This is a genomic window from Photorhabdus sp. CRCIA-P01 (assembly GCF_003545805.1).
In the GTDB taxonomy this organism is placed as follows: Bacteria; Pseudomonadota; Gammaproteobacteria; order Enterobacterales; family Enterobacteriaceae; genus Photorhabdus; species Photorhabdus antumapuensis.
This window is the reverse complement of record NZ_NMQR01000001.1, coordinates 197,184-217,737: the sequence shown is the minus strand read 5'-3', so window position 1 is coordinate 217,737 and position 20,554 is coordinate 197,184. Positions and strand designations below refer to the sequence as shown.

Sequence of the window (20,554 nt, the reverse complement as noted above, 5' to 3'; positions counted from 1 at the left end):
TAAAGTACCAAGTTCACTGCCGTACAGGCAGCTTAGAAATCTATTTAACAATCTCAGTTCGTAATTTTCACGTTCACTGCCGTACAGGCAGCTTAGAAAGCTTGCATTTACAGATTTATGAGCTTGAGGCGTTCACTGCCGTACAGGCAGCTTAGAAATTCAAGGCTGGTAGCAAATGATATAGTTCTATGTTCACTGCCGTACAGGCAGCTTAGAAATACTACGTAAGTAGGGAATCTACACCTGGATCGTTCACTGCCGTACAGGCAGCTTAGAAACAAAAATGGAGTCCCGAACTTAGCGCACATTTGTTCACTGCCGTACAGGCAGCTTAGAAAGATAACGACGTACAGGCCGCAACGCAGCGTGAGTTCACTGCCGTACAGGCAGCTTAGAAATTACAGAGAACTGGACATTTTTGTCAAACCGCGTTCACTGCCGTACAGGCAGCTTAGAAATGGCGCATTTGTTTTTCAATCTCATGCAATGAGTTCACTGCCGTACAGGCAGCTTAGAAAATCAATCGCAAAAATAAACGGTTCCAAGTCACGTTCACTGCCGTACAGGCAGCTTAGAAAACTGAACGTTAGCATCCCCTCAGAGGAAAAGAGTTCACTGCCGTACAGGCAGCTTAGAAATCAATCGCCACGGTAAAGCTAACACTGTGTATGTTCACTGCCGTACAGGCAGCTTAGAAATTTCAGCAGTTCTTCGCGATGTTCCAACCTCAGTTCACTGCCGTACAGGCAGCTTAGAAAGTTCATGATAATATTGATACTGTTAGTGACAAGTTCACTGCCGTACAGGCAGCTTAGAAATTTTTGTCCTCGATGCTTAAAAGAAGCTTTGTGTTCACTGCCGTACAGGCAGCTTAGAAAACAGTAATAATATCTATTGCCTGGTTCTTGCTGTTCACTGCCGTACAGGCAGCTTAGAAATAAGGTTAAGAATAAGGACTTCTTTTCTAACCGTTCACTGCCGTACAGGCAGCTTAGAAAAGTCTGTTTAATTATCTTTGCGACATTAATTCGTTCACTGCCGTACAGGCAGCTTAGAAATGATTGGGAAACGGGTGAGAGAGCACGCCGTGGTTCACTGCCGTACAGGCAGCTTAGAAATCATGCTCCTTAATATCGATAAACAACTGAGAGTTCACTGCCGTACAGGCAGCTTAGAAATGATTAGTTACCTCGTTTGTTACCTCAAAATCGTTCACTGCCGTACAGGCAGCTTAGAAAAGAGATGGCTAAGGTTACTGTCCTGCGAGAAGGTTCACTGCCGTACAGGCAGCTTAGAAATGTGTCATAGTGCTAACATCAAGCGTTCCGATGTTCACTGCCGTACAGGCAGCTTAGAAATCTAACGTGTCCGAAAATTCAGAATTTAGCTTGTTCACTGCCGTACAGGCAGCGGCGCACTCGATTGAGTGCGCTAAAATTAAAATAAAGAAGTCTATTTTCTACCTGATGAGCATTAATTCTTATGCTTTTGAGCATACTCTTCACTGTTAATCCATTGATGGTCTTTTTCCCAGGTAAATAGCCATTTATGGGTTGGTCCGGCCATTACGTTGAGATAATAGTTGTCGTAACCAGCAATGGTTGCCACTGGGTGATAGCCTTTGGGAACCATTACCGCATCTTTGTTGTAAACAGCCATTGATTCATCCAGTGAACGGTCATCGGTATAGACGCGTTGCATGCAGAATCCTTGAGATGGATTCAAACGATGGTAATAGGTTTCTTCCAAATAGGTTTCCTGTGGCGCATTATCGGTATCGTGTTTATGGCTAGGGTAGGAACTGGTGCAGCCTTCACTGGTAAAGACTTCAACCACCAACAAGCTATCAGCAGGTTTGTTATCCGGTAGGATGTTGTGAACATAGCGTCGGTTGTAGCCATTTCCACGTTGTTCTGCATCAATATCCTGTGGTGTAATCAGCCGAGTCGGATAGCTTCCTTTACCCGGTGCTTGGCACACCGCGAGTTCAAGAGCCGTATCGGCAATAATTTCAACAGACTCCCCCGCCGTGATGTAAACAGCATAAGGTTTTTTGCGTTCAAATGGTTCCATACGATCGCCAATATGCTCAAACCGCTGATGTGGCGTAGTCACTGTGGCTTTTCCCGCCACTAAAACCAGACAGGTCTCATTTTCTGATGCGGGTAAGGTGATTTTTTCACCCGAAGCCAACTCATAAACATCAAAGTGGACATACTTCCAGTTGGCAGATTCTGGCGTGATATGTTGAGTACGTTTGTTCTGATCCGGTGCATGATATTTTGATAATAATTTGGACATGTTACTTACCTCAAGCATTGCTTTTACATGAATCGAACGGTAGCTAATTAAAGTAACCTCGCGTTAATAGCCAGTTTACGTAAGTTGTTATAACCCATCGTTGCGTAGGTCAATGGGTGGGCAACCGCAGGATCTTGTTCCGCTTCAACCACCAGCCAGCCTTTATAATTGTATTTTTTCAACACTTGGAAAATTGCGGGATAATCAACACAACCATCTCCCGGTACCGTGAATACCCCACTCAGCACAGCATCAAGGAAACTGGTTTTACGGTTTTTTATATCGTTGAGTACATCAGGACGGATGTCTTTACAGTGAACATGATTGATGCGTTTTGCCCAGTGTTCTGTGATAGCCAGTGGATCAGCGCCAGCAAAGGTCAAATGACCGGTATCCAGCAATAATCCAACTTCATCTCCGGTGTTTTCCATCAAATGATCAACGTCTTCCTCAGTTTCGATCACCGTTCCCATATGGTGGTGATAAGCAATCTGAATACCTTGTTCTTGGGTGTAACGGGCAAATTCAGTCAATTTTTCACCATATTCTTGCCAGCGGTTAGCTGGAAATTGAGGACGAAGATGGATCGGCCTGTTTTGATCGCCGTGAATGCAATTTGTTACTTCCGCAAATACCATGACATTCGCCCCCAATTCGCGCAGCAGAGTCAGGTGGGATTGTACCGCTTGAATCTCTTCCGCTACTGAACGGGTGAGTAATTCGCCAGAGTACCAGCCAGATACCAGCATGAGATCGTGGGCGGCGAGAATAGGGCCCAATACGTTGGCCTGGCGAGGAAATTTATTGCCCAACTCAAAACCGGTAAAACCTGCTTGGCGGCCTTCTGTTAAGCAGGTTTCCAGTGGTGTGTCTGCACCGAGAGTAGGTAAGTCATCATTAGTCCAGGTCAGAGGGTTGATACCAAGTTGAACAGCCATGATGGTGCTCCTGTTGAATAAAATAATTTTATTATGTTGCTATCCGCGCTGACGCCATAGGCTAATCAGGTTGTGATAGTTGGTTTTTATTTTCTGGATCAAATGGTTATCATCAATCTCATTTTTTAGCCATTTTAGGGATGGTTGACCAAATAGGGTTCTTCCGACAGCAAAACCTTTGACGATAGATTTGCCGGCTGCGGCATTAAAGCCCATTTCTAGCTCTTCTTGTGGAGCATCAAGGCCAAGAATAACGACGCCACGACAATAGGGATCTCGCTGTTGGATAAGAGAGTTAATGTTGTCCCAACTTTCAGAACTGAGTGGTGGGAGTTTCCACCAATCCGGTTTAACTCCAAGGTTATAAAAGCGTCTAAGTGCGCGAATATAGAACTCATCTGAGTGTTTCATTTCCGCAGGTAAAATCACTTCCAGTAAAAGTTCGTGACCAGATTTACAACATGCGGCATAAATTTCCCGAACTTTTTTCTCTTGCTCCAGGCGGAGTGGGTGAGCATCTTCTGGATGGAAAAACACCAGACATTTGACGATGTGTTCCAGTGGCCAATCAATAAGTTGAGAACCGATGTTGCCATGTTCCAGACAAAGCGGACGAGAGCCTGGTAGTTCAATTGGGCGGCCTATCCACCAACCTTGACCGGTAATTTCGTTTAAAACATCCTGACCAAACGTGCTGTCACATAACAGGCCTATTTTTCCTTGTAACCTAGCTTCTGTGGCAACTTCCCGGCTGGCGCGCAATAGAAGTTGTTTTAATGATGAAATACGCTTGATACTGGCATTTGCTTGACGGGCTAATTCAATAAATTGAATACGATGATCAAATGCCATTACGTACAGTTCGTCCCATTGGTTTTTACGGGCGCTGATACGGTGGAGATGATTAAGTGTTTCATCCAAATCAGGGCGTAGTATTTGATTGGCGCGTGATAGATAGTTATCAAGTTCTGTTTTATCTGGCATTGCCGGTGCGCACCCATGACGAGAAACAACTAATGCGCCACAAGCATTAGCGTAGGTGCAGGCTTTTTCCCAACCTTCGTTATTAAGATAGCCGCGTAATAAGCCGGACATAAAAGCATCCCCTGCACCGAGTACGTTAAGCACATCGACACGAACACCCTGTATGGTAAGGCTATCATTCAAATCATTAGGGATTTCAGCGGTAAAAACAGAACATCCTAGTGACCCCCGTTTACAAACCAATGCAGCAGATGTGAGTTTACGAATGTTGCGTAGTGCTTCGATAGTATCTGTGGAACCACCGGCAATATGGAACTCTTCTTCTGTGCCAACAATCAGGTCAAATAGTGATAATACTTCCTGTAACTGAGTGGTTACCTGTTCCGATGCGATATAACGTGATTCACCATCTCCCAGAGAAGTTAACCCCCAAAGTACCGGGCGATAATCAATGTCCATGACCGTTTTCACCCGGTTACGGCGGGCGTAGTTGAGGGCCGTCAGCACCGCATCGCGAGTGTTAGGATGAGAAAGATGTGTTCCGGTGATAGCCAGACAACGAGCGGATGCAATGTATTCTTCAGTGAAATCATCACGGGTAATTGCCATATCGGCGCAGTTATCACGATAGAAGATCAGGGGGAACGTGGTTTTATCTTTGATTCCTAGCAGTACCAGTGCTGTAAGGCGTTCTTTATCCGTGGTTAGATAGCTGGTATCACAGCCAACACTTTGCAACTCTTCCCGAAGGAAACGTCCCATGTGCTCATCACCGACTCTGGCTAGCATGGAGGATTTAAGCCCCTGACGAGCGGTACCATAGGCGACATTACCGGAAGAACCGCCAAGATATTTTGCAAAACTTCCCATATCTTCCAGACGTGCTCCGATTTGTTGGCCATAAAGGTCAACGGCGATTCGTCCCATGCAGATGACATCAAATTTTTTTTGCTGCTCCATTGAACAATTCCTTATTAAGTACAATATCAAGTGTTGCTATGACGAGCTCCGACAGTGAATTATTGATAAGAGGAATTAATTAATTTCAGTGACATTCACCCAACGTTGCTCTTGATAAGAATGAGTAATGGCATCCAGAATACGTGAGACTTTCCAGCCTTCGGTGAAATCTGGCCACATCTCTTTATTGCTGGCGATGCCATTAATCAAGTCTCTGATTTCCACTGTTTTTTGATCATTGAAGCCGATGCCGTGACCTGCCCCGTGACAGAATGGTGCATAGTCAGGATGCTCTGGTCCAATAAGAATAGTTTTAAATCCTTGGCGGTTTGCCGGTTCATCGTGGCGGTAAAGTGTTAATTCGGCCATTCTTTCTTGTGTAAAGCTCAAAGCACCTTTTGTTCCTGTAATGGTGTAGCTCAAACCCATTTTGCGGCCGCAGGCAATACGGGAGGTTTCAATAATACCCATTGCTCCGCCATTGAAACGCACCATAGCATGTGCTTGATCTTCGTTTTCTACGGCAACCATAATGCTAGAGTCGGTTTTTTCTGGACGTTGTTTGATGATAGTCGCCATGTCTGCGCAAACAGTTTGGATATCACCAACCAGGTACTGCGCCATATTGATGATATGAGCAGCAAGATCGCCTAATGCACCTAATCCAGCTTTATCTTTGAAGCAGTGCCAGTGAATAGGGATGAGTGGATCAGCCATATAATCTTCGTTATGAGTACCGTAGAAGTGAATGACTTCACCGATTTCACCATTCGAAATGATCTCTTTAGCCAATTGTGCGGTAGGGTTTTTCATATAGTTAAAACCGACTAATGTTTTCACTCCGGCTTTTTTGGCGGCTTCGACCATTAATTTTGCATCAGTTGAATTTAGTGCCAGTGGTTTTTCACAATAAACATGCTTGCCATATTTGATCGCTTCGAGAGCCATCTCTTTATGAAGAAAATTTGGTGAGCAGATATCAACAACATGAATATCGGGATCTGATACTAATTTGCGCCAATTGTCAGTAAAGCGCCGAAAACCTAATTGTTCAGACCGTTTTGCGGCGAGTTCAGCAGAAACTTCGGCTATCATTTCACAAACTAGTTTGCCTGCCAGAGAGAAAACCGTAGGTGCTTGTGCGTAAGCAATGGCATGCGTGCGTCCGATGTAACCAGTACCGATTAGGCCGATACGAATCTCTTCCATATAGCTATTTCTCCGAATAGAAGCGGATAGGTCGTTTGTTGTTGCAGTCAGTTCTTTAGTGTTTGTCAGTTAGCCTTGGTTGTTGTCGTACACCTGTTATAGGAAACATTTGTTTCATTTTCAACTTAAATGAAAGTATTAATTTCAAGTTGTGATCTGATAAGGATTTTTTAGGTAACGTCGCGTTACATAGGGTTAATTTGCTAATGATATAGGTTCCATTCAAAGGTAAGAACAGGAAAAATAGAATATTAGAATTTTTGTTCCATTTGTGATTTAGTATATATGGAATGTTTTTATCATTAGCAAAAGAATAATCTTCTATCCCCTTCATCTTGCAAGCTGCTGCTTTGTTGGCTGCTTTCACTCACCCCAGTCACATCGTTATCTATGCTCCTGGGGATTCGTTCATTTGCCGCCGCGCTGCAACTCGAAATCTATTAGGTATATATCCAGGATTTCCTCTTTTGGATATGGGTTACAGAGAAATCCTGGTAGTGAGTTATTCTGATAATAATGTTGGAATAATAAAGTCGGTTATTTATCTTTATTCGGTCTTTTTGGCATACTATCTATCATAATCTTCTTAAACAGCGTTTTACCTACCTGATAGAGTACATAAGATAATATTAATACGGCAAACAGGTAATAAATAATCATGATTACTTTGGGAACATTATGTGCAAGAAATACGTATATAGAGATTGAACATAGTGTAATTAACCATGCAACCGGTTTCACCATGGACCACGGCGTAATATTTACCTGTTCGGTATAAACATCTTCAAATGGTTTAGCTGGAAAAAAGTAGCCAATAGCCAACATGAAAATAACATTGAGAACAAATAAAACGCCAACCAAATGAAAAAAGTGCAGGTTAATTTTTAAAATAAAATTACAGATAATATAGGCAGACATACCGAATAATAGGCCAAGTTTAGCAGCAATAGGCGGCACTCGTTTAGTCATCAGACCAACTAATACCACGCTGAGAATTGGCGCGTTAAAGATCCCCTGTAATTGTTGAATAAGATAGAACAGACCATCCGGTGCATTAGCGACTAACGGTGCGACGATCATAGTGATTAATGCTAACCCGATCCCCAAATATTTACTCATAGTGACGGTTTGAGTTTCGGTGGCATTTTGGTTGATCCGCTGTTTGTAGATATTGACGATAAACAGTGTCACAGATGAATTAAGCCCTCCACTGAATGTGGAAAATACGGCACCGACCACCACAGCGGCAAAGAAACCAACCAATACTTCCGGTAGAATTAAATGTACTAATTCTGGGTAAGCGTTATCTGGGTTATCTATTTGTCCTTTGAAAATATGGAAAGCAATAATGCCAGGTAGAATAATAATAGACGGCATGATGAGTTTAAGTAAAGCACACAACATGACCCCTTTTTGTCCTTCGGCGAGATTTTTTGCACCAAGGGCCTTCTGAACAATTGATTGATTGGTACACCAAAAAAACATATTGGAAACAATTAGGCCGGTAAATAGCGTAGAGAAAGGAACCAGAGAATCTTCACTGCCGATGGAATTAAATTTATCAGGATTAGATTGATAAACTTCAACTAATCCTTGCCAGGCATTGCCATTGCCGACATAGAGTAAGGCAAAAATGGTGACCATTAACCCGCCAATGATTAAGCCAATGCCGTTAATGGTGTCCGCGGCGGCAATGGCTTTAATACCACCAAAGATGGCATAGACCGCACCTAATCCACCAACGCCCCAAACCATAATCCATAGAGCCGCCGTTTTATCAATACTGAATACATTGGAAACCTGAAATAGACTTTCCAATGCAATCGCGCCGGTATACAGCACAATGGGGAGTAGTGAAATGATATACATAGCCAGGAACAGAATTGAGGTAATAAGCAGCGTATTTTTGTCAAATCGGCGTTCAAGATATTCCGGGATGGTTGAAATACCGAGTTTCAGATATTTAGGCAGGAAATAAATAGCGAATAGAACAATTGTCACGGCGGCTATTACTTCCCAAGCCATAACGATAAATCCAGTTCGGAATGCTAATCCATTCAAACCGATTAAATGTTCTGTGGACAGGTTCATTAATAACATAGAGCTGCCAATATAAACACCGGTGAGAGATCGCCCACCAAGAAAATAGCCTTCAGTAGATTCCGTCAGACGAGCATTATGGGTTTTGTAATAAGCAAAGCCAGCCACTAATAGAGTAAAACCGATAAATGAGAGAAAAGCTAACATACTATCCTCCAAGCCTGATTGACTATTTTCAGGCAGCAATATGCTGACGGGAAAGTAGCCTTTCCCGTTTTTAGGGTGAAAATAAATGTGAGTCAGTTAGTTAGAGATATAGGTCTGTTTTATAATCTGATTTCTTTACCTGAATGTAGGGATTCGAGAGCTTTATCGGCCAGATAAAGTGCCTGTTCGCCATCAGCGCCACTACATTCTGGTGTGGTACGACCAGCCATGACATCGACAAAATGATCCCATTCAGCAATGTAGGCTTCCCGGTAACGTTGCAGGAAGAAATGCTCTGGCTTAGCTGTTAAACAACCGCTGTTTTCCCAGAGCTCAACGCTGTTTTCTTTGATGTTACTGGCGCTAAGTAGCCCTTTTTCACCATGCAATTCAATCCGTTGGTCATAGCCATACCCGGAACGGCGACTGTTGGTAATGGTTGCCATTGCACCTGATGGGAATTTCATAACGATAAAGGCGGTATCGATATCACCTGCTTGCCCGATAGCTGGATCAACCAGGTTACTGCCTTGGGCGTAGATCGAACAGGGTTCTTCACCGATAATAAAGCGTGCCATATCGAAGTCATGTATTGTCATATCCCGGAACATACCACCAGAAACTTTGACGTATTCAGCAGAAGGAGGAGAGGGGTCACGGGAAATAATCAGCAGAGATTCGGCTTTTCCTATCGCACCGGCGTCAAATAGTGTTTTTACTCGGCGGAATTGTGGATCGTAACGACGGTTAAAGCCAACAAATAAGGGAACCTGATACTGTTTAACGGTTTCAAGGCAATGACGAATACGTTCAATATCAAGATGAACCGGTTTTTCACAGAAGATTTTTTTATGATGTTTTGCTGCGAGTTCAATCAGGTCTGCATGAGTATCTGTTGCTGAGGCGATAAGAACACCCTCTATTTCAGGGTCAGACATTGCTTGTTCAATAGTTTGTCTTTTTGTTTGGTATTTCTGTACTAAAAGTTCAGCACTTTTCTGATGGGGATCGACAACAGAATAAAGACAAGTTTCTTTATGATGAGTGATATTCACTGCGTGTACTTGTCCAATTCGTCCGGCGCCAAATAATGCAATGTTGAACATGGATGCTCCTTGATACCTAAGTATCTGCTTATGAGATACTTTAAAATATATCAAATAAAACATTTATTTCAATTTGTTAATATTTGGAAATTATGTTTTTGAGCGCAGGGTAGCATTTTGTTGATGACAATATTAAATTTATGTTAATTAGATCACGTAAAGTAAGATTGATGCTGGATGGAGTGGGACATTTGTCTTTTAAAAACAAATTATAATATGCATTAGACTAAGTAATCGCTACGCTTAATCGTAGTGATTGAGAGAAGGGAAAAAGTAATTTGTTTTTGGAATAAGAATTTCAAGGATAGCATTAAAAATGATTAGAAAAGGAAAAGTGGCCTGCTGTCTTACAGGCCATTGCTTTTTAATATTGGCGTATTTTAGTTGCAACCATCTCCTTTATTTTCTTTGCGGCAGATTCTATCGCTGGGTTTTCCGCTACTTGTGCTGTGCCTATTCGCCACCATGATTCATAATCATGCGTCATCGTTTTAGGCAGCACTTTGATATCTATGAGTACTGGTACAGTCTGTTTTTGGGCTTCCTGTAACGCATAAAGCAGTTGTTGCTCATCGTGGACTCGGTAACTTTTGCAGCCGTAGCTTTCTGCATTTTTGGCGAAGTCAACTTTAATCAGTTTGCCATCCATGTTGCCACTTTCTGGGTTACGGTAACGATTTTCTGTTCCGAAACTGCCCATCCCTTGGCTCATTTGCAGATTATTGATACAGCCAAATCCAGCGTTATCAAACAGCAACACGGTGATCTTGATATTTTCCTGTACTGCGGTTTGCAGCTCTGAATGCAGCATCATATAAGCGCCATCACCGACTATGGCATAAGCCGGTTGGTTGGGACAGGCTAGTTTAGCGCCAATAGCAGCGGCTATCTCATAGCCCATACAGGAATAGCCATACTCAAGATGATAGGTATCCGGTTGTTTAGGCTGCCATAATCGCTGTAAATCGCCAGGGAGGGAACCTGATGCACCAACAATAATCGCTTCGGGCTCAAGATATTTGTCTAATAATCCCAATACTCTGGTTTGTGTCAGGCGGGTTTGTAATGTCTGGCTGTACTCTGCCAATTTATCATCAAGATGACCGGGAATTTCTGGTGTGAAATCCGCCTGATACTCAATTTCGAACAGACGATTTAACTCTTTTCTCCATGTTTCCCGTGCCTGATGAATTTCATCTTGATAACCGCTGCGATAATTCAATTGAATAAGTTGTTCTGCAATAGCGTTTAACCCTGCTTGGGCGTCTGATACAACGGGTATTGCATCCAGTTTGCAGGCGTCGAATTCCGCTACATTGATAGTGAGAAATTCAACTTCTGGATGCTGAAATAGCGATTTGGATGCAGTGGTGAAATCAGTAAACCGGGTGCCAACGCCAATAATCAAATCGGCCTCTTTGGCGATCAGGTTAGCAGCAAGACAGCCTGTTGTGCCTAAACCGCCACAATTAAAGGGATGGTCGGCAATTACGGCGCTTTTACCTGCCTGTGTTTCAGCAAAAGGAATATTGAAGTGTTCTGTGAACTGACGAAAAGCATTATGAGCTTCTGAATAGCGCACTCCGCCACCGCAGATAAGTAAAGGTTTTTTCTTGCGGTTTATCAGTGCCACCGCATCGTTAATCATGGCGGCGGAAGCGGGGCGGCGTTCAATGCGGTGAATTCGTTTTTGGAAGAAATAGTCAGGAAAATCCCAAATCTCGCCTTGAACGTCTTGTGGTAGGCAAATTGTGACGGCACCGGTATTGGCGGGATCGGTCAGAACTCGCATCGCGTTAATCATAGCGCTCATGAGCTGTTCTGGTCTGGAGATACGATCCCAGTAACGAGAAACAGGGCGGAAACAGTCATTGGTACTGATAGTATAGTCGTGGAACTGTTCAACCTGTTGTAAGACGGGATCAGGCTGACGACAGGCGAAGAGATCACCGGGTAATAACAGCAGAGGAATGCGATTAGCGGTGGCAGTTGCCGCAGCGGTTACCATATTGGCGGAGCCAGGGCCAACAGAGGAGGTTACGGCAAAAATCTGTTTGCGCTTTTTCTGTTTAGCAAACCCTGTGGCGATATGGGCCATACCTTGCTCATTACATCCTTGGTAAACAGTCAAGTGACCAGGATCTTGCTCCAGTGCTTGCCCTAATCCAACAACATTGCCGTGACCAAAAATGGTAAAGACTCCTCTGATGAATGAATATTGTTCTCCGTCTGCTTCCACATATTGTTGGTTCAGGAATTTCACCAATGCTTGAGCCATTGTCATTGTTGATTTGTTCATGTTACAGAACTCCATTTTATTCCATTGTTGGCATCACAAAACTGCTGGAATGATGTTCTAACCTGATACTCGCTGGCCAGCGGCTGGTAACGGTTTTCATGCGGGTGTAGAAGCGAACGCCATCATTACCGTGAACGTTAAGTGGCCCAAAAATTGAGCGTTTCCAGCCACCGAAACTGTGAAAGGCCATTGGTACTGGAATGGGGATATTGATGCCTACCATACCTGTTTGTACATCTTCGCTGAATTGGCGAGCGGTTTCTCCATCGCGGGTGAATATCGCGGTACCATTACCATATTGATGGCAGTTAATTAATGTCAGCGCGGTGGCATAATCGGGTACTCGAACAATTGACAGAACGGGGCCGAAGATCTCTTCTTGATAGATTTTCATCTCTGGCGTGACATTATCGAACAGTGTCGGGCCAATAAAATAGCCATTTTCATAGCCCGGAACCTTGAGTTGACGGCCATCAATTAACAAACTGGCCCCCTGTTTTTCGCCACTGTCGATGTAATCACCGATTTTAGCTTGGTGTTGGGCGGAGATAACGGGACCCATATCGTTTTCTTTAGTTGCGGCAATACCGGGACCGACAGATATTTTGTTGATTTGTTGACGTAATTTTTCAATTAACGCATCTGCCATTTCATCCCCAACCGCTAATACAACAGACAATGCCATGCAACGTTCACCGGCTGCGCCGAAAGCCGCACCTGTAATAGCACTGCTAGCCATATCGAGATCGGCATCTGGCATCAGAATACAGTGATTTTTTGCACCACCGAGAGCCTGACAGCGTTTCCCGTGAGCTGAAGCGGTAGTGTAGATATATTCAGCAACAGGAGTTGAACCCACAAAGCTGACGGCTTGTACGCGTGGATCTGTTAGTAGTACATCGACCACCTCTTTATCGCCGTTGACAACATTAAATACGCCATTGGGTAAACCGGATTGTTTAAGTAGTGATGCTAATTCAACCGCGAGAGAGGGATCTTTTTCTGATGGCTTCAATACGAAAGTATTCCCTGTCGCTAATGCGATAGGAAACATCCACATAGGAACCATTGCCGGGAAGTTGAAAGGGGTAATGCCGGCACAAACGCCTAAAGGCTGCATTAATGAATGGCTATCTATGCCTGTTCCGGTATTCGCGGAATGTTCACCTTTTTGTAGATGAGGGATGCCACAGGCAAACTCAACGACTTCCAGACCACGAGTTAATTCACCGATAGCATCTGAATAGATTTTTCCGTGTTCTTCTGAAATCAATCGTGCCAATTTGTCTATATTAGCTTCCAGCAATGTTTTGAACTGGAACATGACACGAGCACGTTTGAGAGGTGAAACTTTAGACCATTCACTGTAAGCCTGATGAGCGACTTCAATTGCCTGTTCAACTTCATGAGCTGTGCTTAGTGCTACCTGACGTATCTGTTTTCCCGTCGCTGGATTGAAAACCGGCGAAAAACGGGTGCTATGACTGGGAATGAGTTGCCCATTAACATAATTCTGTACTTGTTCCATTCTGAGCCTCTTTTACGGATTTGATGTTAGTACTGAATCGCAAACTTTGATAATAGATATATGAAATATATGTTTTATTTTCAATATTATTTGGAACGAAAGGCAATTAGTGTGATCGGAGTAAAGTTTTTATGAAATACCGATAATTAGGTGACTAATTAGATGTTAATCAATATAGTGGTAATAATAAATCATTACAATGAATGGATTATGTGTTTCATTTTTAACTATAAAAATGAAATATGATTCAGCTTATACTGTAAAACGATTACAATTGCTGGCGATAAATTTTATGGGGGATTTATGTCTGTCGCATCGAATCTGAATGAATTTCAAGAACAAGTCCGTTCACGCTATAGTGAATTGAGTAAACGCCTGCAACAAGTAGCTCGATATGTGCTGGATAATACTAATAGTGTTGCTTTTGATACTGTTGCTGTGATTGCCAGAGAAGCTGATGTTCCTCCATCAACATTAATTCGTTTCGCTAATGCGTTTGATTTCAGTGGTTTTAATGAAATGAAACAGCTATTTCGCATGCATATGGTGGAAGAAACCGCCAGTTATGCAGACCGGGCCAGGTTATTTAGGGAACTGGATGGCGAACAGGAGCCGCCAGAAGACCCTCCGCATATTTTGCAGGAATTTGCTCGTTCAAATGTGCAGGCAATGCAACAGCTAGCAGCCAGGACGGCCCCCGAAGATTTAAGGAACGCAGTAGACTTATTGGCCCAGGCTAGGAATATTTACATTATTGGGCTGCGCCGCTCTTTTAGTGTGGCGGTTTATCTTTCTTATGCATTGAATCATCTGGAATGTCGCCCTTTACTCGTGGATGGTTTGGGGGGAATGTTCAGGGAACAGATTAATTTAATTGGGGAAGAAGATGTTATCGTTTCAATCAGTTTTACCCCTTATGCAGAAGAAACACTGATGGTCAGTGAGCGGGCGGCGAAAGCCGGGGCAAAACAGATCGTGATTACTGATAGCCAAATTAGCCCACTAGCCAGTTTTAGTGATGTTTGTTTTGTGGTTAAAGAAGCACAGGTGGAGGCATTCCGTTCTCAGTCCGCTACTTTGTGTTTAGTGCAATCTTTGGCAGTTGCGCTGGCTTATCGACAAGGGAACCCGATTTAATTGCGAAGGTAACACCTTGTATTCCCGATGAACATCTAATGACTATTGACCCGCAAATCACGGCGGGTTAATGCTTTATCAGATCAGTAGAAAGACCATAATTTAAATAGAGTGTAAACCTGATATTGATAACTGGCTTGTTAGACATAAATGTTGTTGATTTTTATTGGCAATAATTATTTAATAATTATTCTAAGTTATGGTTTTGAAAAGGGAGCATATGATGATTAAGGGATCACGTTACATTTTTGTCATTTTATCTGCAATTTCTTTCCAAGCATTTGCTTTAAATTTCCATTATAAAAGTGATATTCCGGCAGACAATAAGCCATCTGCGGAATATTTGAAGAAGCGAGAAAATCTCGAATCCAAGCATTTGGATATGAATTGGGATCTGAATGAACTCATTGCAAATAACAAAGCGGCGGAGAAGTGGGAACTGGAAAAACAGGTAAGAGAAATTGAGTTCCTACCGAAAATAGAAGAATTTAACAAATTTAATAATTTTAATAACTTTGATGATGGGTTCAGTGAGAAAGTCCGTCAGGATTTTGAACGCGCTGCGCGTATTAAAGAGAATGGCGGCATGACCAGAAGTAACTTTTTCGATCGGGAATAACTGTGACTCAAAGCAACTCGATAGTGAATTGAATGACCTGTCGGGAAAAATAGGCAGTTTGTCGACAATTGTTGGTAGTTTCTCGAAAGAATTTCCTCTATTAGCATGTGAGTATAGTGACTTCGCACTAAAGGAGAGGAATATATGGAACAGATCGAATGGACTGACTTTGAGAAAGTTGACATGCGGGTTGGCACAATTATTTCAGTAGAATTGAATCCTAAAGCCAGCAAGCCTGCCTATAAATTACAAATTGATCTTGGTGAGTTGGGCGTTAAAAGTTCAAGCGCCCAGATAACTGTACATTACACACCTGAACAATTAATTGGCCGTCAGGTTCTTTGTGTGTGCAATTTTCCACCAAAGCGGATCGCGGGTGTCAAATCAGAGGTATTGTTAACCGGCAGTGTCGATGAAAATGGTGCGGTGGTGATCGCAGAATTTACTCTTCCTGTCCCTAATGGTCATAAGTTGTTGTAAACCACGCTATTTTGTTGTCGAATGATTGGAGTGTATTTTAATCAGCGACAATCAATATGGCTCTTCAATTACCTTCATTACATTTACGCCGGTATTCTGCTGAAACTATTAGCCATAGCCATCAGGGGTTATGGCAGTTAGTTTTTGGCTATAACGGGCAGTTGGAATTAAATGTAGAAGGGCAACAACGTACCGTTAGTTTTGGAAATGTTGTTATGATCCCACCGGATGCGAAGCATAGCTTTTTCGCTAGTGGTGAAAATCAGCAATTGGTGCTGGAGTTGCCTTCGGCACTGTTTAATCCACTACGTAGTGATTCTTTCTGGCAACCATTACCTGATCCTGCGCTTGCTCTTATTAAGTGGTTGCATGATTACCCACAGCCACCCGCTAATCACGCTGATGTTGCCCGTTTACTACTGGCTCAGCTACCACAAGTAGGTTCGTCTTCAACGTTGATAGTAAAACTGCATCAGGGGCTTATTGGGCGTCTGCATGAGAAAGTGACAGTGATGGATATGGCTGATATTTGCGCGGTATCTGCCAGTACCTTGCGTCGTAAACTTTTTATTGCAACGGGTATGAGCCCAATGGCTTATTTGAAAACATGCCGGATGAAATTTGCCTATAATTTATTGGTTCATAGTTATAAGCCTTTGGCTGATATTGCTTTTCTGTCCGGTTATGCTTCCCAGTCAGCTTTTACCTTTGCATTTAGTCAGCATTATGGCTGCACACCAGCCAGGCTGCGTAAGACAAAATGATATTTTCAGCATTTTATGACTTAATGCACAATGATATTGTGCGTAACATACAGACAACGAGGATGTTATTTTTGGCTTAATATTCAACATGCTGTTGAACTGTGGGAAGTGCGTAATCATGCATATCAAGCCGAATCACTGAATGTAAAACAGATAGTTAAGCCATCAATCATAACGGCAGTACACTGATGGATTTTTTTTAGGAACATAAAGCCATCTTATGATTCAGATGGCTTTATGTTGGCTATAAATATTATTATTGAGCTTTCACTTCTGATTTGTCGGCATTATTAAGCAGGCGGCGAATAGGAACAATTAACACCATCAATACCACTGCACAAATAACCAGAGCTAAAGATACACGGGAAAATAGATCAGGCAGGTTGTCCAATTGGTCAGCACGCACATGTCCACCAATCAAGCCGGCAGCTAAATTACCCAAAGCACTTCCACAAAACCACAAGCCCATGACCTGACCACGCATTCGGGATGGGGCCAGTATCGTCATCGTTGCGAGCCCAATGGGGCTAAGGCACAGCTCACCGAGTGTCAGCAACAGAATACTTGCGACCAGCCAGAGTGGAGAAACAGTTTCACCTGTTGCTAATACATCCTGTGCTGCCAGGATCATCAGACCAAAACCACCGGCACCGAACAGAATACCAATAATGAATTTACTGATACTGCTTGGGTTGATATTACTTTTGACCAACGCAGGCCATAGCCAACTGAATACGGGAGCCAGTAGGACAATGAATAGTGCGTTGATTGATTGGAACCATACTGTTGGGATCTCAAATCCCATCACTAAGCGGTTAGTATAATCGTTGGCAAACAGGTTAAATGAGGTTGGTTTTTGCTCGAATGCAGACCAAAAGAAGGCAGCAGATACCAACAGAATAAAACAAACTAGCAGGCGGGAACGGTCACTACCACTCAAACCAGCAAACAGGAACAGATAGATAAAGTAAAGTGTTACACAGGATGAGATGACATAGACCATTGTGCTGGCCACAGCCACTGGATTAAATGGAATAATACCGAGGACAAGCAGGGCAATAATCGCAATCATAGCGATAATAGCCGTAAAAACCCATTTGCCGACATTTTTACGTTTGACTGTAGGGAGATCCCAGTTTGAATCCAATCCACCCTCTTTGTCATAACGGCGCATCAGGGGAACCGCGTAGAAGCGGAATATTAGTAGGGCAACTAGCATTCCTAGCCCACCAATACCAAAACCCCAATGCCAGCCATAGTCTTGAATGAGTAAGCCGGTAATTAGCGGAGAGATGAAGGAGCCCAGGTTGATCCCCATATAAAATAGGGAAAAACCACCATCACGGCGTGGATCATCTTTTTTATATAGCGTGCCGACCATCACGGTGATACAGGTTTTAAACAGTCCTGTTCCTAATACGATCAGTAGTAAGCCGATAAAAAACAGGTGATGACCCAAGAAAGCGGAAAGAGCGATAGACAGGTGCCCTAGCGCAATAATGATTGAGCCATACCAGACTGCTTGACGTTGGCCTAACCAGTTATCCGCCAGCCAACCACCGGGTAGTGTAGTTAGATAAATACTACCTGCAAAGATACCGACAATGGCAGCGGCCTGTTCACGAGGAATACCCATACCACCATCATAGATGGTTGCAGCCATGAATAAGATCAGCAGTGGACGTATGCCGTAGTAAGAGAAACGTTCCCACATTTCTGTGAAGAACAAGGAACTTAATGGATAAGGATGCCCAAAGAAAGTTCTGGTTTTTGTATTGTTAATGGAGGATTGCATCTAAGTTTTCCTATAAGACTGCACTTTAAGAGTGCAGTGTGTGTGATAAATAAAGCTTTTAAAAAGCTCTTTCAAATTTAGGTTTAGAGCAAACAAAAAAGCCACGTTTTTATTAAATGATGTCTTGTCTTGTTAATATATTTTTAACATATTTTCGGTCAATTTTATTAACAAGTAGGATATCTCTTACTTTATATTCCATTTTTCAGAGCAAAGTTCGACAGAAATCCCATTTCTTATCACTGGTTGATTAAAGTGATGATGGGGACTATTGACTTATTTATGTTTTTCATGTTTTTGTAAATAAAAAGATTTTAGAGTAATAAATTAAGTAATTGCTATGAAATATAAATAATCTTTTCAGAAGCCAGATATTGAGAGTGATAATGAAAGGTAAAAAAGTACAGTTGTTTGATTGTTAGCTTTGTGTTTATTTAGCTACTTTAATTTCTATCTTTTATATAAAAATCGGCAATAAATTAAAAGGTATAACATCAATATTGGAATAAAATAATGGATTATTAGGCTGTATGTGACAGTCATTATGGCCGTTTCTTAGATGAAGAAACAGCCGTTAATGATATTTAATGGACTTTGTCAGCCTGCCCGTACAAAGAAGGATGACCATCAGGCCGGGTTTTAAAGCGACGATGTAGCCACATATATTGATCAGGAGCTTGTAAGATCTCCTGTTCTACCACTTTGTTCATAAAAGCCGCTGCTTTCACTTCATCGTCTTTAGGGAATCCATCTACCGCGGGTTGAATAATTAATTCATAACCTTTTCCGTCAGGTAGACGACGGGGGGTAAAGGGGATCATTGCCGGATCAGCGAGGCGCACAAGTATCGAAGTGCCCGTGGTTGTTGCAGCGTGTTCTACAGCAAATAGTGGTGCAAATACGCTTTTTCGTGGGCCGTAGTCATGATCGGGGGCGTACCAGACAACTTCACCCTTTTTCAGGCAGCGGATCATGCCTTTGACATCTTTCCTATCCAGCATATATTTGTTGGAGCGCAGTCGTCCCCATGTTTGTAGCCAATCCATAACCGGATTATCATTTGGTCGGTAGACACCAATGCCCGGATTGAGCAAACCGATAATTCGGGCACCGAGTTCCAGCGTCAGGAAATGGATACCAATAACAATAATTCCTTGCCCGGTAGTTTGAATTTTCTGAATATTTTCTCGCCCGGTAACTGTAAACCAGCGTTCTATCCGCCAGTCAGGCCAAAACCAGGCCATACCCGTTTCAAATATTCCCATTCCGACGGATTCGAAGTTTTTTATTAATAGCGTGTTGCGCTCCCCTTGTGGCATATCCGGAAAACATAGCTCAAGATTTCTTTCGGCAACTTTGGCACGTTTTTTCAGAAAGCGCATAGAAAATCTGCCCAGACGTGTGCCTATCCAGTAAATAATGGGGTAGGGGAGCAGAACCAGTAAGTAAAGCAGACTGATACCAAACCAAATAGGCCAATAACGGGGATGAAGTAGTGAACGTTGAAAAGAAGGTGCTTGTATCATGGATTCTCAGGTTTTTATAGTTCCAATAAGATGGACAAAACAATTTCCTTATTGTGACATTTTTTGACGGGATATCGAAGTTTTCAAGCATGAAATGTTTATGAGCTCGATTTTGGTGCGCTTAGCTGTCATCCCGTTTTGTCATTAATAAAGAATGGTAGCTCATAATTTACTGATAAATAAAAATTAAAATAGTTTTACAGAGCTATTTACAATTCATGTAGATAATATTACTGTTTATATGAACAGTGTTGTTTGTGGAGGGAAAAATTATGCATGTAGAAGTCACTATCGATAAATCTAAAAAACTGCCAAAAGGTGCTGTCCCTGCACTTGCTGTAGAACTGGATAACCGTCTTAAACGTCGCTGGCCTGATGTTAAAACCAATGTGAAGTTGGCAAGTCATGATGGGCTATCTGTTCGTGGTGGTACGCCTGATGATAGGAAAATTGTTGAAGAGATTCTACAAGAGACATGGGAAAGCGCTGATGATTGGTTCCAGCCTTGATAAGGATTAATAAGCTACGGCCAGTTAAACCTGCTGGTTGTCGGCTGTTTGACGCATCTATCCTTGTCCTGTGTGCAAATGGCTGCGTGATCAATTGATGGGAGGAGGGCCCTCCCGTTTTATTATTACTGATTTCCTATCACTGCGTTACA

At 42.6% G+C, this 20,554-nt stretch carries 15 protein-coding genes and 1 CRISPR repeat array (1 of these 16 running past the window's edge); of the genes, 5 read left to right on the top strand and 10 right to left on the bottom strand.

The features are described 5' to 3' along the window. A CRISPR array of direct repeats spans positions 1 to 1,418; the repeat unit is 28 nt; unit sequence GTTCACTGCCGTACAGGCAGCTTAGAAA (it extends 467 nt beyond the left edge of the window). A 55-nt stretch (positions 1,419 to 1,473) separates the two neighbouring features. The 8 genes from iolB to D3222_RS01105 form a co-directional block, all read right to left on the bottom strand. Further along, the gene (gene iolB, locus D3222_RS01150) at positions 1,474 to 2,301 is read right to left on the bottom strand and encodes a 5-deoxy-glucuronate isomerase (RefSeq protein ID WP_118984455.1); all 828 of its coding nucleotides are present in this window, start codon (positions 2,299 to 2,301) and stop codon (positions 1,474 to 1,476) included. A gap of 47 nt (positions 2,302 to 2,348) precedes the next feature. After that, positions 2,349 to 3,239: a myo-inosose-2 dehydratase gene (iolE, locus tag D3222_RS01145; RefSeq protein ID WP_118984454.1), complete on the bottom strand. Its 891-nt coding sequence runs from the start codon at positions 3,237 to 3,239 to the stop codon at positions 2,349 to 2,351. Positions 3,240 to 3,278: 39 nt separating this feature from the next. Then, positions 3,279 to 5,183, bottom strand: a complete 1,905-nt coding sequence (locus D3222_RS01140; RefSeq protein ID WP_118984453.1) for a bifunctional 5-dehydro-2-deoxygluconokinase/5-dehydro-2-deoxyphosphogluconate aldolase — start codon at positions 5,181 to 5,183, stop codon at positions 3,279 to 3,281. Positions 5,184 to 5,258: 75 nt separating this feature from the next. Next, positions 5,259 to 6,392: a Gfo/Idh/MocA family protein gene (locus tag D3222_RS01135; protein WP_118984452.1), complete on the bottom strand. Its 1,134-nt coding sequence runs from the start codon at positions 6,390 to 6,392 to the stop codon at positions 5,259 to 5,261. Positions 6,393 to 6,929: 537 nt separating this feature from the next. Continuing rightward, positions 6,930 to 8,639, bottom strand: a complete 1,710-nt coding sequence (locus D3222_RS01120; protein WP_118984449.1) for a solute:sodium symporter family transporter — start codon at positions 8,637 to 8,639, stop codon at positions 6,930 to 6,932. Between the two features lie 119 nt (positions 8,640 to 8,758). Then, positions 8,759 to 9,745: an inositol 2-dehydrogenase gene (gene iolG, locus D3222_RS01115; RefSeq protein ID WP_118984448.1), complete on the bottom strand. Its 987-nt coding sequence runs from the start codon at positions 9,743 to 9,745 to the stop codon at positions 8,759 to 8,761. Positions 9,746 to 10,109: 364 nt separating this feature from the next. Next, positions 10,110 to 12,044 (bottom strand): 3D-(3,5/4)-trihydroxycyclohexane-1,2-dione acylhydrolase (decyclizing), encoded by a 1,935-nt coding sequence (iolD, locus tag D3222_RS01110; RefSeq protein ID WP_198672718.1) that lies wholly within the window; start codon positions 12,042 to 12,044, stop codon positions 10,110 to 10,112. 16 nt (positions 12,045 to 12,060) lie between these two features. After that, positions 12,061 to 13,572, bottom strand: coding sequence for a CoA-acylating methylmalonate-semialdehyde dehydrogenase (locus tag D3222_RS01105; RefSeq protein WP_118984446.1), 1,512 nt, complete (start codon positions 13,570 to 13,572; stop codon positions 12,061 to 12,063). Positions 13,573 to 13,875: 303 nt separating this feature from the next. Between D3222_RS01105 and D3222_RS01100 the strand changes: the two genes are divergently transcribed. The 4 genes from D3222_RS01100 (at position 13,876) to D3222_RS01085 (ending at position 16,572) form a co-directional block, all read left to right on the top strand. After that, entirely contained in the window at positions 13,876 to 14,709 is an 834-nt protein-coding gene (locus D3222_RS01100) for a MurR/RpiR family transcriptional regulator (protein ID WP_118984445.1), read from the top strand. Between the two features lie 223 nt (positions 14,710 to 14,932). Beyond that, positions 14,933 to 15,328, top strand: coding sequence for a hypothetical protein (locus D3222_RS01095; protein WP_232832367.1), 396 nt, complete (start codon positions 14,933 to 14,935; stop codon positions 15,326 to 15,328). Between the two features lie 144 nt (positions 15,329 to 15,472). Continuing rightward, on the top strand, positions 15,473 to 15,808 hold the full coding sequence (locus D3222_RS01090) for a tRNA-binding protein (protein ID WP_118984443.1): 336 nt from the start codon (positions 15,473 to 15,475) through the stop codon (positions 15,806 to 15,808). A gap of 56 nt (positions 15,809 to 15,864) precedes the next feature. Further along, complete coding sequence (locus D3222_RS01085; protein WP_118984442.1) at positions 15,865 to 16,572, top strand: helix-turn-helix domain-containing protein; 708 nt, start codon at positions 15,865 to 15,867, stop codon at positions 16,570 to 16,572. A gap of 256 nt (positions 16,573 to 16,828) precedes the next feature. On the opposite strand, the gene D3222_RS01075 is transcribed toward D3222_RS01085, so the two are convergent. Both D3222_RS01075 and D3222_RS01070 read right to left on the bottom strand, forming a co-directional pair. After that, positions 16,829 to 18,367, bottom strand: a complete 1,539-nt coding sequence (locus tag D3222_RS01075) for a peptide MFS transporter (protein ID WP_118984441.1) — start codon at positions 18,365 to 18,367, stop codon at positions 16,829 to 16,831. 584 nt (positions 18,368 to 18,951) lie between these two features. Then, positions 18,952 to 19,893 carry a Kdo(2)-lipid IV(A) acyltransferase gene (locus D3222_RS01070; protein ID WP_118984440.1) on the bottom strand — a complete coding sequence of 314 codons (942 nt, stop codon included), beginning with the start codon at positions 19,891 to 19,893 and terminating at the stop codon, positions 18,952 to 18,954. Positions 19,894 to 20,165: 272 nt separating this feature from the next. On the opposite strand from D3222_RS01070, the gene D3222_RS01065 reads away from it, so the two are divergent. Then, complete coding sequence (locus D3222_RS01065; RefSeq protein WP_118984439.1) at positions 20,166 to 20,402, top strand: DinI family protein; 237 nt, start codon at positions 20,166 to 20,168, stop codon at positions 20,400 to 20,402. Positions 20,403 to 20,554 lie beyond the last annotated feature (152 nt).